Annotated in this window: 11 protein-coding genes; 7 read left to right on the top strand and 4 right to left on the bottom strand. The window is 65.0% G+C overall.

What is annotated here, in order from left to right:
* Positions 1-143: 143 nt before the first annotated feature.
* Genes R2N16_RS23420 through R2N16_RS23410 form a run of 3 tightly spaced genes read right to left on the bottom strand, consistent with a single transcriptional unit; the run spans position 144 to position 6,130 of the window.
* Entirely contained in the window at positions 144-1,688 is a 1,545-nt protein-coding gene (locus R2N16_RS23420) for an efflux transporter outer membrane subunit (protein WP_316669103.1), read from the bottom strand.
* A gap of 2 nt (positions 1,689-1,690) precedes the next feature.
* Complete coding sequence (locus R2N16_RS23415) at positions 1,691-4,843, bottom strand: efflux RND transporter permease subunit (protein WP_316669101.1); 3,153 nt, start codon at positions 4,841-4,843, stop codon at positions 1,691-1,693.
* 15 nt (positions 4,844-4,858) lie between these two features.
* Positions 4,859-6,130 (bottom strand): efflux RND transporter periplasmic adaptor subunit, encoded by a 1,272-nt coding sequence (locus R2N16_RS23410; protein WP_316669099.1) that lies wholly within the window; start codon positions 6,128-6,130, stop codon positions 4,859-4,861.
* 568 nt (positions 6,131-6,698) lie between these two features.
* Between R2N16_RS23410 and R2N16_RS23405 the strand changes: the two genes are divergently transcribed.
* From R2N16_RS23405 to R2N16_RS23390, 4 genes are all read left to right on the top strand, one after another.
* Positions 6,699-7,370, top strand: coding sequence for a TetR family transcriptional regulator (locus R2N16_RS23405; protein WP_316669097.1), 672 nt, complete (start codon positions 6,699-6,701; stop codon positions 7,368-7,370).
* Positions 7,367-8,260 carry a patatin-like phospholipase family protein gene (locus R2N16_RS23400; protein ID WP_316669094.1) on the top strand — a complete coding sequence of 298 codons (894 nt, stop codon included), beginning with the start codon at positions 7,367-7,369 and terminating at the stop codon, positions 8,258-8,260. The genes R2N16_RS23405 and R2N16_RS23400 overlap by 4 nt, the downstream gene beginning before the upstream one ends.
* Before the next feature lie 105 nt (positions 8,261-8,365).
* A complete protein-coding gene (locus tag R2N16_RS23395; RefSeq protein ID WP_316669093.1) occupies positions 8,366-9,790 on the top strand; it encodes a dihydrolipoyl dehydrogenase family protein in 1,425 nt (474 codons plus the stop codon).
* A 101-nt stretch (positions 9,791-9,891) separates the two neighbouring features.
* Complete coding sequence (locus tag R2N16_RS23390) at positions 9,892-10,782, top strand: DODA-type extradiol aromatic ring-opening family dioxygenase (protein ID WP_316669091.1); 891 nt, start codon at positions 9,892-9,894, stop codon at positions 10,780-10,782.
* A gap of 31 nt (positions 10,783-10,813) precedes the next feature.
* Here the strand turns inward: R2N16_RS23390 and R2N16_RS23385 are convergent, their stop codons facing one another.
* Positions 10,814-11,842 (bottom strand): D-2-hydroxyacid dehydrogenase family protein, encoded by a 1,029-nt coding sequence (locus R2N16_RS23385; protein WP_316669089.1) that lies wholly within the window; start codon positions 11,840-11,842, stop codon positions 10,814-10,816.
* A 426-nt stretch (positions 11,843-12,268) separates the two neighbouring features.
* Between R2N16_RS23385 and R2N16_RS23380 the strand changes: the two genes are divergently transcribed.
* The 3 genes from R2N16_RS23380 (at position 12,269) to R2N16_RS23370 (ending at position 16,436) form a co-directional block, all read left to right on the top strand.
* Positions 12,269-14,137, top strand: a complete 1,869-nt coding sequence (locus tag R2N16_RS23380) for a phosphoenolpyruvate carboxykinase (GTP) (protein WP_316669087.1) — start codon at positions 12,269-12,271, stop codon at positions 14,135-14,137.
* Between the two features lie 865 nt (positions 14,138-15,002).
* Complete coding sequence (locus tag R2N16_RS23375) at positions 15,003-15,845, top strand: winged helix-turn-helix domain-containing protein (RefSeq protein WP_316669085.1); 843 nt, start codon at positions 15,003-15,005, stop codon at positions 15,843-15,845.
* 120 nt (positions 15,846-15,965) lie between these two features.
* Positions 15,966-16,436 (top strand): DUF3617 domain-containing protein, encoded by a 471-nt coding sequence (locus R2N16_RS23370; RefSeq protein ID WP_316669109.1) that lies wholly within the window; start codon positions 15,966-15,968, stop codon positions 16,434-16,436.
* Positions 16,437-16,459 lie beyond the last annotated feature (23 nt).

Genomic DNA, 16,459 nt, shown 5'->3' with positions numbered 1-16,459 from the left:
GCGATCCAGCATTCCGCCTCCGAACACTTGCCCTTGTCGGCGCCAGCATACGGAATGTGGAGATTCGGCCCACGGAATTCTTCGAAGAACCAAAAAAAAGCCCGCCTGAACAAGGCGGGCTTTCGAGCGCGCAGACACGCGGCTTACTTCGATTGCTGCGGCGTCATGTCCTGCGTGGCGGGGGCAACGCCCGGCGCAGCCGTCGGCTGAGCCTGCTGTGCGGCTACGGTGGTGCTGTGCTCCTGCAAGCCGCCGCCCAGCGCCGTGTACAGATCGATGGCGTTGGTCAGGCGAGCCAGGCGCGTCTGCACCAGCGTCTGGTCCGCGCCGAACAGATCGCGCTGCGCATCGAGCACATCGAGGAAGCTCGACACGCCGTTGCGATAGCGCTGATCAGACAACGTCAGGCGATCGGCCGTGGCATCGCGGAAGCGCTTCTGCGCCGCCACCTGCTCTTCCAGGGTGCCGCGCGCCACGAGGGCGTCGGACACTTCCCTGAACGCGGTCTGGATCGTCTTCTCGTAGTTGGCAACCGCAATCTTCTGGTTGGTCTTGGTCAAGTCCAGGTTGAAGATGTTGGTGCCCCAGTTGAAGATCGGCAGCGTCAGGTTCGGCACGAACGACCACAGCCCCGTTCCGCTCTTGAAGAGATCGTGCAGCGCCGTGCTTGCCGTACCGATATTCGACGTCAGTCCGATACTGGGGAAGAACGCGGCACGTGCCACGCCAATGTTGGCGTTGGCGGCAATCAGCTTCTGCTCGGCCTGGCGAATGTCCGGGCGCTGCTCCAGCAGCTCCGACGGCACGCCCGGCGGAATGTCGGCCACGATCTTTTCCGACGACACCGTGGTCGGCGCAGGCAGGTCGGCCGGCAGCGGGGCCCCGACCAGCAGCACCAGGGCGTTGGTCGCTTGGGCGTACTGGCGCGTGAGCTGAGCCACCGACACGCGGGCCGACTCCACCAGCGTCTCGGTCTGGCGCAGGTCCAGCGCCGACGAAGCGCCAACGTCGAAGCGCTGCTTGGCCAGCTTGTAGTAGTCCTCGCGGCCCTTCAGGGTCTGCTGTGCCAGGTCCAACTGCTCGGCATAGGCGCGCTCGTTCAGGTAGGCCTTGGCCACCTGCGAGATCAGGCTGATCTGCGCTGCACGCCGGCCTTCGTCCGTCGCCAGATAGCTCGCACGTGCAGACGACGTGACGTCGCCCACGCTGAACAGGTTCACCTGGTAGTTGCTGATGCCCACGCCAAGCTGGTACTGCTTGGTGTAGATGTCACCGCCGGTCGTCGAGATCGACGGCGGCGTGTGGCTACGCGTGTACGTGGCAGATGCGTTCACCGGCGGCAGCAGGTCGGCGATCTGCAGGCGGTACTGCGCACGCGCCGCCTCGACGTTGAGCATGGCCACGCGCAGGTCGCGGTTGTTCTCCAGCGCCAGGCCGATCAGCTTTTGCAAGCGCGCATCGGGAAAGAACTCGCGCCAGCCCAGTTCGATCGCGCGGGGCGCATTCTCGCCAGGCTTGGCGGAGTCTGCCGGCACGGCATAGCCGGCCGGTGCCTGCGGATAGGTGCTGGTTACCGGAGCATCCGGGCGCTCATACCTCGGCGCCAGCGAGCAGCCCGACAGCACGCCAGCGGCCAGCAGGAGCGCCGGCAGCAGCGCAGGGGTTCGAAAGGTCATCGTTTTCTGCATGTTCAGATTTCCTCGTCCAGCGGACGGTGCGCGGCATCCAGGCGACGTTGACGCTCGCTGCCCTTGAAGATGCGGCGGACCACCACGAAGAACACAGGCACCAGCACCACGGCCAGCACCGTCGCGGTGATCATCCCGCCCATCACGCCGGTACCGATGGCGCGTTGGCTGGCGGAGCTGGCACCGGTGGCAATCGCCAGCGGCAGCACGCCCAGGATGAAGGCGAACGACGTCATGATGATCGGGCGGAACCGCAGGTGCACCGCTTCCAGTGTCGCTTCGATCAGGCCCTTGCCTTGCGCCTGCAAGTCCTTCGCGAATTCGATGATCAGAATCGCGTTCTTGGCGGACAGCCCCACCACCGCAATCAGGCCAACCTTGAAGTACACGTCATCCGGCATCGCGCGCAGCGTCACGCCCAGCAGTGCGCCGAGCACACCCAGCGGCACCACCAGAATCACCGCCGCCGGAATCGACCAGCTCTCATACAGCGCAGCCAGCACCAGGAACACCGCCAGCAGCGACAGCGCGTACAGTGCCGGCGCCTGCGAGCCCGAGGCCTTTTCCTGCAGCGACTGGCCCGTCCACTCGTAGCCGATACCAGCCGGCAGCTTGGCCGCCAAACGCTCCATCTCGGCCATGGCGTCACCCGAGCTGGCACCCGGCGCGGCCGCACCCGAAAGGCGAACAGCCGGATAGCCGTTGTAGCGCACGAGTTGCACCGGCCCAACGATCCAGTGGCCCTTCGCAAAGGTCGACATCGGCACCATGTTGCCCTGCCCGTTGCGCACGTACAGGTTCATGATGTCTTCGGGCTGCATGCGGTTGATCTTGTCCGCTTGCACGATCACACGCTGCTGACGACCGTAGTTCGGGAAGTCGTTGGCGTACGCAGACCCCAGCGCCGTCGACAGCACGGCGTTGATGTCGGAGAACGTCACGCCCAGCGCGTTGGCCTTCTCGCGATCGATATCCACCTGGTACTGCGGCGAATCTTCCAGACCTTCCGGGCGCATGCCCGTAATGACCTTGCTTTGCGCCGCCATCCCCATCAGTTGATTGCGGGCTGCGATCAGAGCGTCATGTCCCAGGCCAGCACGATCCTGCAGGCGGAAGGTAAAGCCGGTGGCGTTGCCCAGTTCAGGAATCGGCGGCGGGTTCAGCGGGAACACGATGGCATCGCGAATGCCACCGAACAGCGCACCGAAGGCACGGCCGGCCACAGCATCAGCGGTTTGATCCTTGCCCTTACGCTCGCTCCAATCCTTGAGCGGGGTGAACACGATACCGGCGTTCGGGCCGTTACCCGAGAAGCTGAAGCCCTGCACGGCCACGATGTTTTCGACGGCCTTATCCTGCTTGTAGTAGTTCTCGACCTGCTTGATCACTTCCAGCGTGCGGTTGGCCGATGCACCGGGCGGCAACTGGATGTTGGTCACGATGTAGCCCTGGTCTTCGGTCGGCAGGAACGAAGACGGCAAGCGCAGGAACAGGAACACCACCGCGGCGATCAGCGCACCGTAGATGACCATGTAGCGGAAGGTCTTCTGAAGCATCTTGGCCACAAAGCTTTGGTAATGCGTCGTGGTACTGCTGAACATGCGGTTGAACCAGCCGAAGAAACCCTTCTTCTCGTGGTGTGAACCCTTCTCGATCGGCTTGAGCAGCGTCGAGCACAGTGCCGGCGTGAGCGTCAGCGCCATGAGTGCCGAGAAGAAGATCGACGACACCATCGACAGCGAGAACTGGCGGTAGATCGCGCCCACCGAGCCCGAGAAGAACGCCATCGGGATGAACACGGCCATCAGCACCAGCGTAATACCGATGATGGCGCCCGTGATCTGGCCCATGGCCTTGCGGGTCGCTTCGCGCGGGGGCAGGCCTTCTTCGGCCATGATCCGCTCGACGTTTTCCACCACCACGATGGCATCGTCAACGAGAATACCGATCGCCAGCACGAGGCCGAACATCGTCAGCACGTTGATCGAAAAGCCCATCGCGTTCATGACGGCAAACGCGCCCAGCAGCGAGATCGGCACCACGATCGACGGCACCAGCGTGTAGCGGATGTTCTGCAGGAACAGCAGCATCACCAGGAACACCAGCACCATGGCCTCGAACAGCGTCTTGACCACTTCCTCGATCGAGATCTGGACGAACTTCGAGGTGTCGTACGGCACCTTGTATTCCACACCCGCCGGGAAGTATTTGGACAGCTCTTCCAGCTTGGCCTTCACGGCCTTGGCGGTGCCCAGCGCGTTACCCGTGGGCGAGAGCTGCACACCAATGGCCGAGATCGGCTGGCCGTTGATCCGCGCAGACGTCGAGTAGGTCTGGCCGCCCAGCTCCAGGCGCGCGACGTCCTTCACGCGCACCAGCGAACCATCGGGCTTGGAGACCAGCACGATGTTGCCGAACTGCTCGGTGGTCGTCATCTGACCTTCCACCACGACCGTTGCCGCGAGCGGCTGATCGGAGACAGACGGCAGATCGCCGATCGTACCGGCCGAGACCAGCGAGTTCTGTGCGCGGATGGCGTTATAGACGTCCGTCGGGGTCAGCTTGTAGCCGACCAGCTTGGCCGGATCGATCCAGACGCGCATGGCGCGCTCCGTACCGAACAGCACCGCCTGGCCGACGCCCGGCACGCGCTTGATTTCGTTCAGCACGTTGCGCGAGATGTAATCACCCAGGGCCACCGGGTCCATCTTGCCGTCGGTGGATGCCAGCGTGGCAAACAGCAGGAAGTTCGAGCGGGCCTTGTCGACCTGCACACCCTGCTGCGTCACCTGCGAGGGCAGACGCGCCTCCACGCGCTTCAGGCGGTTCTGCACGTCCACCTGCGCCAACGCCGGATCGGTACCGGCCTTGAACGTCACGGTGATGGTTGCTTGGCCGTTACCGCCCTGGCTGACCGACTCCATATAGAGCAGGCCGTCCGCACCGTTCATTTCCTGCTCGATGATGCTGGTGACGGACTCGTCCAGCGTCTTCGCATTTGCACCCGGATACGTTGCCGTGATGATGACGGACGGCGGTGCAATGGTCGGGTACTGCGAGATCGGCAGCTGGGTGATCGAAATCGCCCCGGCAAGGATGATGAACAGCGCGAGCACCCAGGCAAAGACCGGGCGATCGATAAAAAACTTTGCCATGCGATGGCTCCTTGTTTACTGCTTGGCTGCCGGTGCGCTGGCAGCGGGAGTGCTTGCAGCAGGGGCGCTGGCTGCCGGTGCGGGTGCTGCGCCGCTACCCTGGCCACCCTGACCCTGCGGGGCCTTGCCCTGGCCTGCCACCATCGGCTGCCACGGCACGGCCTTGACCGGTGCGCCCGGATGGACCTTCTGCAGGCCGTCGACGATCACCTTGTCGCCGGCCTTCAGGCCGCTGGAGACAATCCATTCCGTACCGGTCGAGCGATCGGCCTGGACCTGGCGCACGGCAGCCATGCCCTTTTCGTCGACCACCATGACCGAAGCGCCGTCGGGGCTGCGCGACACTGCTTGCTGCGGCACCGTGATGGCCTGCTCGTCCACGGCCTGCTCCAGGCGGGCACGCACGTACATGCCCGGCAGCAGCGTGCGATCAGCGTTCGGGACAATCGCGCGCAGCGTGATCGTGCCCGTGGCCGGGTCCACCGTCAGGTCGGAGAAGTACAGCTTGCCCGGTTGTGCATAGGCACGGCCGTCTTCGGTCACGAGCGTGACCTTGGCCGCATCCCCACCGGCCTTGGCCAGCTTGCCGGCCTTGAGCGCTTGCTGCAGACGCAGCACTTCGGTGCTCGACTGCGTGAAGGTCAGGTAGATCGGGTCGATCTGCTGCACGGTCGTCAGCAGCGTCGCTTCGCCCTGGCCCACCAGCGCGCCTTCGGTAACCTGCGCCAGACCGGCACGGCCGGAGATGGGCGAAGTCACGCTGGCGTAGCCCACGTTCAGCTTGGCGGTTTCCACAGCAGCGCGGGCGGCGGCCACGTCAGCGGTGGCTTGCTTGGCGGCGGCAGTGGCGTCGTCGTAGTCCTGTTTGCTGATGGCGTTGGTGGCAACCAGCGGCTTGTAGCGCTCGGCCTTCAGTTGCGCCTGCGTTTGCGTGGCTTCCGAACGTGCCAGCTGTGCCTTGGCGCTGTCGAGCGACGCCTGATACTGCGCCGGATCGATCTGGAACAACGGCTGGCCGGCCTTCACGTCGCTGCCTTCAGCGTAGGTACGCTTGAGCACGATGCCCGCAACCCGCGCGCGCACCTGCGCCACACGCGTGGCCTCCAGGCGGCCCGGCAACTCGCTGGTCAACCCAACGGAGTGCGGCTGCACCGTCACAACGCCGACTTCGGTCGGAGGCATGCCGGCGCCGCCCGGCCCTTGTGCCTGCTTGTTGCCGCAGGCTGCAAGTGCCGCCACCAAAAATGCGGCGGCAGCGAGTTGGTGATAACGGCGGGTGTTCGTCATAGATGACCCCATGTGCGATAAGCGGAATGCCGGGTGCCGCAGCGCTGCGCAAACGAGTGCGACGCCGGCAGACCGTCAGCGAAACCAAAAAATACAAAACGAAAACGTCCGATGCTAGCCGCATCTGGCGGCACGCGATATGGCCTTTGCGACGAACTCGCAACAACTCGGACCAGAATGCTAAGACGCAGGAGCGATCGGCAGTCGATTTCCGAACCTGGCAGCCGACAGACACAAAGACGGCCCCAGATCACGTGCCCGCACGAATGTGGCGCATACGGCCATGGGCAAGCGACGGAGTGCGCGCTATTATAGATACGTTCGCGTATGTATGTAAGTCACGCCATTGAAGAATAGGGACTCCGTTGACACCTTTCCGGAGTTCGTAGCAATGACGGAGACTCAGCAAAGATGCTGCGGATACCGCGCTGCGACAAGCATTGTCAGCCAACAGGCCTGCTGCCGCGTTGTGCGGAACGCAATAGTGCGTTGCCGGAAATTGTGCGTTGCACAAAAGCCAATCGAAAGAACGCCGGCAGGAGGTGCCCCGGCGTTCCTCTGGAAGATCATGGTCAGACGAACGAAGGAAGAAGCACTGGAAACACGTAACCGCATTCTGGATGCGGCGGAAGACGTGTTCTATGCGCGCGGCGTGGCACGCACATCGTTATCGGATATCGCCCAGGCCGCAGGCGTGACGCGCGGCGCCATCTACTGGCACTTCCGCAACAAGACCGACGTGTTCGCCGCCATGTGCGAGCGGGTGAAACTGCCGATGGAGACCATGTGCACCCCGTTGGGGGTGGAGGCCGATGACCCGCTGGGTGAACTGCGCACCGTGGGCAACTTCCTGCTGCGGCAACTCGTGGAGGATGCGCACTGGCGCAAGGTCTTCGAGATCATGTTCAACAAGTGCGAGTTCGTGGAAGACACGAGCCCCATCCTCAAGCGCCAGCAAGAATCGTTTGAGGAGGGCATGACCCATCTGACGAGCATCATCGAGCAGGCGACGCGGCGCGGACAGTTGCCGGCCGACCTCGACATCCCCCTGGCCGTGGCGCATTTCCATGCCACGTTCAACGGCATCATGGGCGATTACCTCTTCTATCCGGACGCCTCCAGCCTCGCCACCAAGCGCGAACGCCTGCTGGATGCGTGCATCGACACCCTCAAATACGCGCCGTCGCTGCGCCTGGAGCCGGCGGCGGCCACTGCGGCCCGTACCGAGGCCTCGGCATGAGCACGCCCGCGTTCGATCAGATCGTCTTTGCCGGCGGCGGCAACCGGTGCTGGTGGCAGGCCGGCTGGTGGGACGTCGTGCAGCCCGAACTGGGCCTGGCGCCGCGCGTGATTGCCGGCATCTCGGCGGGTGCGTCGACGGCGTGCATGCTGCATACCTGGAATTCCGCCGACCTGATGGATTACTACGGTGAGGCCCTGCGCCAGAACACCCGCAACGCCCATTGGGGCAACCTGCTGCGCGGCGAGCGTGTGTTCCCGCACTACGGCATGTACCGCACGGCGCTGCTGACGGTCTTCGGCGAAGGCCGCTTCGGGCGGCTGGCGCAGGCGCCTGAAATCCGCATCGGCGTGGCGCATATCCCGCGCTGGCTGGGCGCACGCTCTGCGGTGGCGGCGGGGCTGATCGCCTACAACATCGAAAAGCACGTTCGCAAGACGCTGCACCCGACGCTGGGCAAACGCCTCGGCTTCACGCCGGAGATCGTGCGCGCGCAGGATTGCGCCACGCCCGAGGACCTGGCGGATCTTCTGCTGCAATCGGCGTCCACTCCGCCGTTTACGCCGGTGCTGCGACGCGGTGGGCGGCCGGTTCTCGACGGCGGCATGGTCGACAACGTGCCCGTGCACGCGCTGGACGCTACACCCGGCGACGCGCTGGTGCTGGTCACGCGCCTGTACCCGCGCCCCACGTATTTCCGCATGGATGTGCAGGTGGCCGACGGCGTGCAGCGCCGCTTTTACGTTCAGCCCTCGCGCAAGGTCCCCATTTCGAGCTGGGATTACACTCGCCCGGGCGCCATGCGCGACGCCTATGCGCTCGGCCGTCATGACGGCGAAACCTTCCTGCGCGAACTTCCACGCGGGTTCGCCACGGCGGTGGCTGCGTAACCACCTCCTCCAAGACAGGCGGCGGGCGCTCCGCTTGCTGCACATGGCGCGCCCGCCGGCGTGCCGCCAAGGTCGTCCGGCCGATGCTTCTTCGACGGACACCTCATGCCCGCAAACCCTGCACATGCGTTTGACCTGATCGTGATCGGCGCCGGTTCGGCCGGGCTCGCGGCCGCGCGCCGATCTGCGCAACTGGGCGCGCGCACGCTGCTGATCGACCGCGCGCAAGTGGGCGGCACCTGCGTCAATCGCGGGTGCGTGCCCAAGAAACTGCTCGGCTACGGCGCCGCCTGGTCGCAGACGATGGCGCGTTGCTTGCGCACCGCGCCCGCCGCCGATGCCTGGGCCGATGCGATCGCCCGCACGCGCGCAGAAGTCGCGCGGCTGCACGAAACGCATTTCGCCCACCTGGCCGATGCCGGCGTGCAGTGGCTGAGCGGCATGGCCTCGCTGCGCGGCCGCGGCATCGTCCGCCTGCAAACCGATACCGGCAAGACCACGTTGCGCGCGCGCCAGATCGTGCTGGCCGCCGGCGCCCACCCCACGCCGCTTCCCGCACCCGGCGCCGAACTGGCCTGCACCTCCGACGACGTATTCCTCTGGGACACGCTTCCGGCATCGCTCATCATCACGGGCGGCGGCGTCATTGCGGTGGAGATGGCGTCCACGCTGGCGCGCTTTGGCGTGCGGGTCACCGTGCTGACGCGCGATGCGCGCGTGCTGCCGGAATTTGATGCCACGGTGGCCGAAGCCGCCGCGCAGTCGCTGGCCAACTGCGGCGTCGACCTGATCCTGAACGCCGATGTGGTCCGCGTTGAACGCGATGCCGTGAACGGCGGCGGCGTGGCCGTCTACGCTTGCACCCACGGCAGCGACGTTCCCCGAGTGCTGCGCGCCCAGCGTGTGCTGAGCGCCATCGGCCGCGCCCCGAACATCGCGGGCCTGGGCCTGGACGCCGCGGGCGTCACGCTCGACGCGCACGGACGCATTGCGGTCGACCGCCACTTCCGCACACGCGCCCGCGGCGTGCATGCGGTGGGCGACATCTGCGGCGGCAGCCCGCTGCAATTGACGCCCGTGGCCGCCGCCCAGGGCCGCTACGTGGCCGAACGCCTGTTCGGCAAAGGCATGAAGCTGCCCGACATGAACACCGTGCCGATGGCCGTGTTCTGCGATCCGGCCATCGCCAGCGTGGGCCTGACCGAGGCGGACGCCCGCACGCGCTGGCCCGAATTGGGCAAACGCGGACCAGACACCGATAAGCGCGCCCTCGCCGACCGCATTGATGTGATCATCCACCGCTTTGTATCGCTGGAGCAGCGCTTTGCGGGCTCGGGCATGGAATCGCTGATCAAGCTGGTGTGCAACGCGCGCAGCGGACGCGTGCTCGGCGCGCACATCGTCGACAACGCGGCGCCGGAGATCATCCAGGCGCTCGCGGTGGCCGTGCGCATGGGGGTACGACTCAAGCATCTGCATACGACCGTCGGCCTGCATCCGACGGTGGCCGAGGAATTGCTGGGCATGTAAGCGCACTCATTCAATTTTCCTGATCCCGCACTGCAAATCCATGCACGTTACTGGCGCGGCGTCGGCGCAGAATGTCAGGCATATTCTTCAGGAAATTTGACATGCTCCCCGTGCTCTATCTGTCCCATGGGTCGCCCATGCTGGCGGCCGATCCGGGCCCTGTCGGCAAGATGCTGGCAGCGCTCGGGCAAGAGATGGCTGCCCTCAAGCCGCGCGCCATTGTCGTGGTTTCGCCGCACTGGATGACGCGCCGGCCGGCCGTCACTGCCCGCGCCCATCAGGAAGCCTGGCATGACTTCGGCGGTTTCCCGCCGCAGCTCTACGCCTTGGAATACGCGCCGCCAGGCGCGCCGGACTTGGCCGAGCGCATCCGCGCGCTGATCGACGGCAATATCGTCCCTGGGCTGGAAGAACAGGCCTCCACCGTGCTTGACCCGCGCCAGCCGCTTGACCACGGCGCCTGGGTGCCGCTAATGCTGATGTTTCCGGAGGCGAAGATTCCCGTGGTGCAGGTGTCGTTGATGCCAGGCCTGTCGCCGGCGTGCCAGATGGCGATGGGGCGCACGCTCGCGCCGCTGCGCGACGAGGGCGTGCTCATCGTCGGCTCCGGCAGCTTCACGCACAACCTGCGCGCGCTGATGCGCGGCCCCGGCATGGCGCAGCACGGCGTGCCGGTGGAGCCTTGGGTGACGGCCTTCCGCGAGTGGATGATCGAGACCATGACCGACGGCATCCGCAGCGGTGATTTCACCCAATTCTGCGATTACCGCGCGCAAGCCCCGAATGCCGCCCACGCCCACCCGACCGATGAACACCTCATGCCGCTTTACGTGGCACTGGGTGCGGCCATGGGCCAGCCGAGCCAGGCTACGCCGGGCGGCGTGCAGGCCCAGCACGTGGTCGATACGGTGACGTACGGATCGCTGGCGATGGACAGCTTCCGTTTTGACGGCGCGGGCGCCAATCAGCCGCAGCTACGCACCGCGGCTTGATTGACGGAAACGACGGGCAGAACGACTGGCGTTACGCGCGGATCAGCGCGGGCGCCAGCGCCGTCGGATTGACCACGCTGTCGACGTTGCCCTGCAGGACATCGAGGATGTTCTGGAACGCGATGCTGAAGTACAGCTCGTAGCCTTCGCGTTCGACATAGCCGATGTGCGGCGTGCAGATGCAGTTCTCCATGCGCAGCAGCGTGTGGCCCTGCAGGATGGGCTCTGTTTCGAACACGTCGATGGCAGCCATGCCCGGGCGGCCGCGGTTGAGCGACGTCACCAGGCCGTTTTCTTCCACCAGCTCGGCACGGCTCGTATTGACGAAGAGGGCGGTCGGCTTCATGCGCGTGAGGTCGGTCACCGTCACGATGCCGCGCGTTTCGTCGTTCAGGCGCAGGTGGACGGACAGCACGTCGGACTGCTCGAACAGCGCGTCCTTCGATTCCGCCACGGTAAAGCCATCGGCGCGCGCGCGTTCCTGCGAGCCCTCGCGGCCCCACACCAGCACATTCATGCCGAAAGCGCGGCCGTAGCCGGCCACGAGCTGGCCGATCTTGCCGTAGCCGAAGATGCCCAGCGTCTGGCCCTTCAGAACGCGGCCAATGCCAAAGTTGGGCGGCATCGTCGTGGATTTCAGCCCCGACTGCTGCCACGCGCCGTGCTTGAGGCTCGCCACATACTGCGGAATGCGGCGCTGCGCGGCCATCACCAGCGCCCAGGTCAGCTCGGCCGGCGCCACCGGTGAGCCCTTGCCCTCCAGCACGACCACACCCTTGTCGGTGCAGGCATCCAGGTCGATATGGCTGCCCGAATCGCGCGATACGCGACCAGTCTGGCTGATGATCTTGAGTTTGGGCAGGCGATCGAGCAGCTGACGCGTCACACGCGTGCGCTCCCGGATCAGCACGATGGCTTCAACGTCCGCCACGCGTGCGGCCAATTGCCCCACTCCTTTGACGGTGTTGTTGAACACTTTGACTTCGTGGTCCTGCAGCAGGCTGAAGCAATCCAGCTTGCGAACAGCGTCTTGGTAGTCGTCCAGTACGGCAATCTTCATCGACATCTCACTTCGAACAATGGTGCGCAGCAAAAAACAGCGATCCCTCGCGGTGGTATTCTTCCCATCCCTCGTCGCACGACAATCCGCGTCGACGTTCGGAATTGCCCGCCGCGGGCACGCAACTTGCGCTGCCCCGCTGGTGACGAGTCCTTGTTCTAGGGTCTGTTGACCTCGGTCCCGCCACTTTAGCGCACGCGGCCCCCGCTGCCCGGAAAAACCCACGTTCCGTCAGCGCACCGCTTTGTAACTGAATGTGAAATCAGCACGGCTACCGTCCCTCCGCCTGCCTTACCTCTCCCTCTGGAAATCGCTGATCCGGCCTGCCCTTGAGGTGCCGTCGATCGCTTTCCACCCTGCCGCTGGGCGCGGCCACCGTGCTGATCCGCCACCGATTTCTTTCTCACTTCCATTGGAGTTTTGGTCATGAATCAACCCGTGATGCAGGGCGTGCCCGCATTGAACGTGCCCGATTACGTGAAACATCCGCGCCTGATCGCGTGGGTGGGCGAGGTGGCGGCGCTCACCAAGCCGGAACGCATCGTATGGTGCGATGGTTCGCAAGAGGAATACGACCGCCTGTGCGCCGAGATGGTGGCCGCCGGCACGATGAAGCAGCTCAACCCGGCCAAGCGCAAGAACTCGTACCTGGCGCTGTCGGACCCGTCGGACGTGGCGCGCGTGGAAGACCGCACCTTCATCTGCTCGCAGAAGAAGGAAGACGCTGGCCCCACCAACAACTGGACGGCCCCGGCCGAGATGCGCCAGACGCTGAACGGCCTGTTTGACGGCAGCATGCGCGGCCGCACCCTGTACGTGGTGCCGTTCTCGATGGGCCCGCTGGGCTCGCCAATCGCGCACATTGGCGTGGAGTTGTCGGACAGCCCGTACGTGGCCGTCAACATGCGCATCATGACCCGCATGGGTCGCGCGGTGTACGACGTGCTGGGCACCGACGGCGATTTCGTGCCGTGCGTGCACACCGTCGGCAAGCCGCTGGCCGCCGGCGAGAAGGACGTGCCGTGGCCGTGCAACCCGACCAAGTACATCGTGCATTTCCCGGAAACGCGCGAAATCTGGTCGTTCGGCTCCGGCTACGGCGGCAACGCGCTGCTGGGCAAGAAATGCTTCGCGCTGCGGATCGCCTCCACCATGGGCCGCGACCAAGGCTGGCTGGCCGAACACATGCTGATCCTGGGCGTGACGTCGCCCGAAGGCAAGACGTACCACGTGGCGGCGGCTTTCCCGTCTGCCTGCGGCAAGACCAACTTTGCGATGCTGATTCCGCCGGCAGGCCTGAGCGGCTGGAAGGTGACCACCATCGGCGACGACATCGCCTGGATCAAGCCGCGCAAGGACGCCGCCGGCCAGACCCGCCTGTACGCCATCAACCCGGAAGCCGGCTACTTTGGCGTGGCCCCGGGCACCAGCGAGAAGACCAACTTCAACGCGATGGCCACGCTCAAAGAGAACGTCATCTTCACCAACGTGGCCCTCACGGACGACGGCGATGTGTGGTGGGAAGGCATGACCGACACGCCGCCGGCGCACCTGATCGACTGGCAAGGCCAGGACTGGACGCCCGCCAGCGCCAAGGAAACCGGCCGCAAGGCTGCGCATCCGAACGCGCGTTTCACGGCGCCGGCCGCGCAATGCCCGTCGATCGATCCGGAATGGGACAACCCGGCCGGCGTACCCATTGATGCGTTCATCTTCGGCGGCCGCCGCTCGACCACCGTGCCGCTCGTGACCGAAGCGCGCGACTGGACCGAAGGCGTGTACATGGCCGCGACGATGGGCTCGGAAACCACCGCCGCCGCGGCCGGCCAGCAAGGCGTGGTGCGCCGCGACCCGTTCGCCATGCTGCCATTCTGCGGCTACAACATGGCCGACTACTTCGCGCACTGGCTCAAGGTGGGCGAGAAGCTGACCGAGAGCGGCGCCACGCTGCCGAAGATCTTCTGCGTGAACTGGTTCCGCAAGGACGAGAACGGCAAGTTCGTGTGGCCGGGCTTTGGCGAGAACATGCGCGTGCTCAAGTGGATGATCGATCGCATCGAAGGCCAGGCGCAGGGCGATGAGCACGTCTTTGGCGTGTCGCCGCGCTACGAAGAACTGAGCTGGGACGGCCTGGACTTCACAGCCGAGCAGTTCGCCAAGGTGATCTCGCTGGACGCGGACGCCTGGAAGCAGGAACTGGCGCTGCACGACGAGCTGTTCACGAAACTGGCGCACGGCCTGCCGCAGGCCCTGCCCGACGCCAAGGCCCGCCTGGAAGAACGCCTGAACGGCTGACGCCTGTCCCAGCCTCCGCACCAGGACAAGAAGCCCGCCTCGCGCGGGCTTTTTTTCGTCCGCCCATCGAAGGTTGCCCAAACAACGGGCAGTAATCCTAAAGTTTTAAATCGCGCGAATTACCCCTTCCAACAAAACAGATCAATTGATTTTTAGCGAATTGAATTGTTTTGTAAAAAATACCGAAACGCACATGAGCGCGGCCATTATGCCGGAGCGAGCATAATCACCATGCATTTATGCCGGACTTGAATCATTGCACGCATGACATCGGCCAAGAACGTTGCCTGGCATAGCTTTGTGAAGAGTGCATGTCAACCGGCGGATTCCAATGCGTGTCGGATTGAATGAATTTCCAAATTTTAAAATTCCTGCGTGACGAATCCCTACGGGATTCTTATAATCCGGCAAAACGGAATCCCTTCTCTCTGAGCCAGAGGGGGGTTCATGATTAGAGGAAACGGGAGAGGGCTAACAAGCCTTATGCCAACGGAGGTGGGGGATCCCCACTTCACCGGCGCTCGGGGGGGCGCTGGCTCGGATTGCGCGCAAGCAACGCCGCAAACCGTGCAAACGATTGCATGGTTCGGCACGCTGCAGCAGGCACCGAGGGGTTTGCAGACCTTTCTCAGGACCACCCTGGACGCCACCCAGGAGGCTCCGCTGGCGATCGTCGACGGGAACAGCAGCATGACGATCCGCGCAAGGCCGACGGCCAGGCAACAGCGCCCGCAGGAACCGACATGCGAGTACACGCGCAATTGCCCGCATGGCACTCATAACAACGCGCACCGCAGACAGCAGAGCGCAGCCGCAAGGCTGCTCGCCGGAGTGTGTCGGCTGGTTAGACGGGAGGTATCACAAAGTGGGTATTCAGATCTTGCTGGTCGAACACGACCAGGCAGAGGGGGAGCGTCTGTCGTTTTCCCTGCGTGATGGTGGACACGACGTTCAACGGGTCAGCCATCCGGGCCAGGCACAGGCTGCCATCTTGGCCGCCATGCCTGAGTTGCTCCTGATGGAGTGGACATGGCCCGAGCGCGAGTCGATCGACATGCTGCTGGCCGTGCGCGCCAACATGCAGACGCGCGGCCTGCCGGTCATCGTGCTGTCCCGTCATGGCGATGCGCGCGCCAAGATTGCCGCGCTCGACGCCGGTGCCGATGACTACGTCGTCAAGCCGTGCGACACGGGCGAGCTGCATGCCCGCATCCGCGCCGTACTGCGCCGCCGCGCGCCGCATCAGCATGGCGACGACATCCTGCAGGTCAATGGCCTGCGCCTTGATCCACTCACGCTGGGCGTGACCGCGCACACCGAAACGGGCTCCCGCGCCATTCCGCTCAGCCCCCTGGAGTTCCGCCTGCTGCACTTTCTCGTCGCGCACCCGCAACGCGTGCACTCGCGCACGCAACTGCTGGACCGCGTGTGGGGCAACCATGTATTCGTGGGTGAGCGCACCGTGGATGTGCACGTGCGCAAGCTACGCGTAGCGCTGGCCGGCACGCCGTGCGATGGCCTGATCCAGACCGTGCGCGGCGGCGGCTATCGCCTCGTGGTCGGCACCAGCGGCGCAACCGCCCTGCATGCTGCCGAAGCGATCGGCATGCAGCTGGAAACCGCGACCCGCAAGTCCGAGCTGCCGTCGTACGGCCACATGCCGACGTCGCGTTCGCTGACCAAGGAACCGGTGCGCCTGGGCGCCTGAGCCCAGGTCGGATGGGGCGACTCGCCCCGCCTGACTCATCCCCTGACGACCATTCTGTCGCCCCGCATGCCGCGCGGCGATGGGATGGTCGCGACCTCTCTCTCTATCAAGGAATCGAACATGAAGCTGTGGTGCGGCGGTGTACTGCTGGCCGGGCTGGCTGGACTGACGCTGGGCGCGCACGCGCAGGAAGTCACGCCGGGCCTGTGGGAAAGCACGACGAGCGTGACGCTGAACGGCAAGCCGTTGCCTCACTTTGACGACCAAGGCCGCCAGGTGGCGAGCCGCCCCGAACGCGGCTGCCTGAACGCGAACGATGCCGGCGACGTGCGCGCCATGTTCGAGCGGTCCATCCGCCGCGACCAGCAAGGCTGCAAGCTCACGCGCTGGAACTACACGCTGGGCACGCTCAAGGTCACGCTGTCGTGCGAAGACCCGCAGGGTGGCAAGGGCGTGCTGGAAGCCAGCGGCCCGCTCACGCCCACCTCGTACAACATCAGCGGCAATGGCCAGTATCAGCATCCGCAGTTCGGGCCGATGAAGAGCGGCTTCCACTATCAGGGCCGCTACCTCGGCGCCTGCAAGTCGTAAGCGGCGCCTCAAAAGACAACGGC

Origin of the sequence: Ralstonia psammae, from assembly GCF_958405935.1 — a bacterium.
GTDB lineage: Bacteria > Pseudomonadota > Gammaproteobacteria > Burkholderiales > Burkholderiaceae > Ralstonia > Ralstonia psammae.
The sequence above is the reverse complement of the archived record's forward strand: the minus strand, read 5'-3'. Positions and strand labels throughout refer to the sequence as shown.

Coding starts and splice junctions, on each gene's coding strand:
- R2N16_RS23420 (WP_316669103.1), bottom strand. CDS start 1,688: ATGCAGAAAACGATGACCTTTCGAACCCCTGCGCTGCTGCCGGCGCTC.
- R2N16_RS23415 (WP_316669101.1), bottom strand. CDS start 4,843: ATGGCAAAGTTTTTTATCGATCGCCCGGTCTTTGCCTGGGTGCTCGCG.
- R2N16_RS23410 (WP_316669099.1), bottom strand. CDS start 6,130: ATGACGAACACCCGCCGTTATCACCAACTCGCTGCCGCCGCATTTTTG.
- R2N16_RS23405 (WP_316669097.1), top strand. CDS start 6,699: ATGGTCAGACGAACGAAGGAAGAAGCACTGGAAACACGTAACCGCATT.
- R2N16_RS23400 (WP_316669094.1), top strand. CDS start 7,367: ATGAGCACGCCCGCGTTCGATCAGATCGTCTTTGCCGGCGGCGGCAAC.
- R2N16_RS23395 (WP_316669093.1), top strand. CDS start 8,366: ATGCCCGCAAACCCTGCACATGCGTTTGACCTGATCGTGATCGGCGCC.
- R2N16_RS23390 (WP_316669091.1), top strand. CDS start 9,892: ATGCTCCCCGTGCTCTATCTGTCCCATGGGTCGCCCATGCTGGCGGCC.
- R2N16_RS23385 (WP_316669089.1), bottom strand. CDS start 11,842: ATGAAGATTGCCGTACTGGACGACTACCAAGACGCTGTTCGCAAGCTG.
- R2N16_RS23380 (WP_316669087.1), top strand. CDS start 12,269: ATGAATCAACCCGTGATGCAGGGCGTGCCCGCATTGAACGTGCCCGAT.
- R2N16_RS23370 (WP_316669109.1), top strand. CDS start 15,966: ATGAAGCTGTGGTGCGGCGGTGTACTGCTGGCCGGGCTGGCTGGACTG.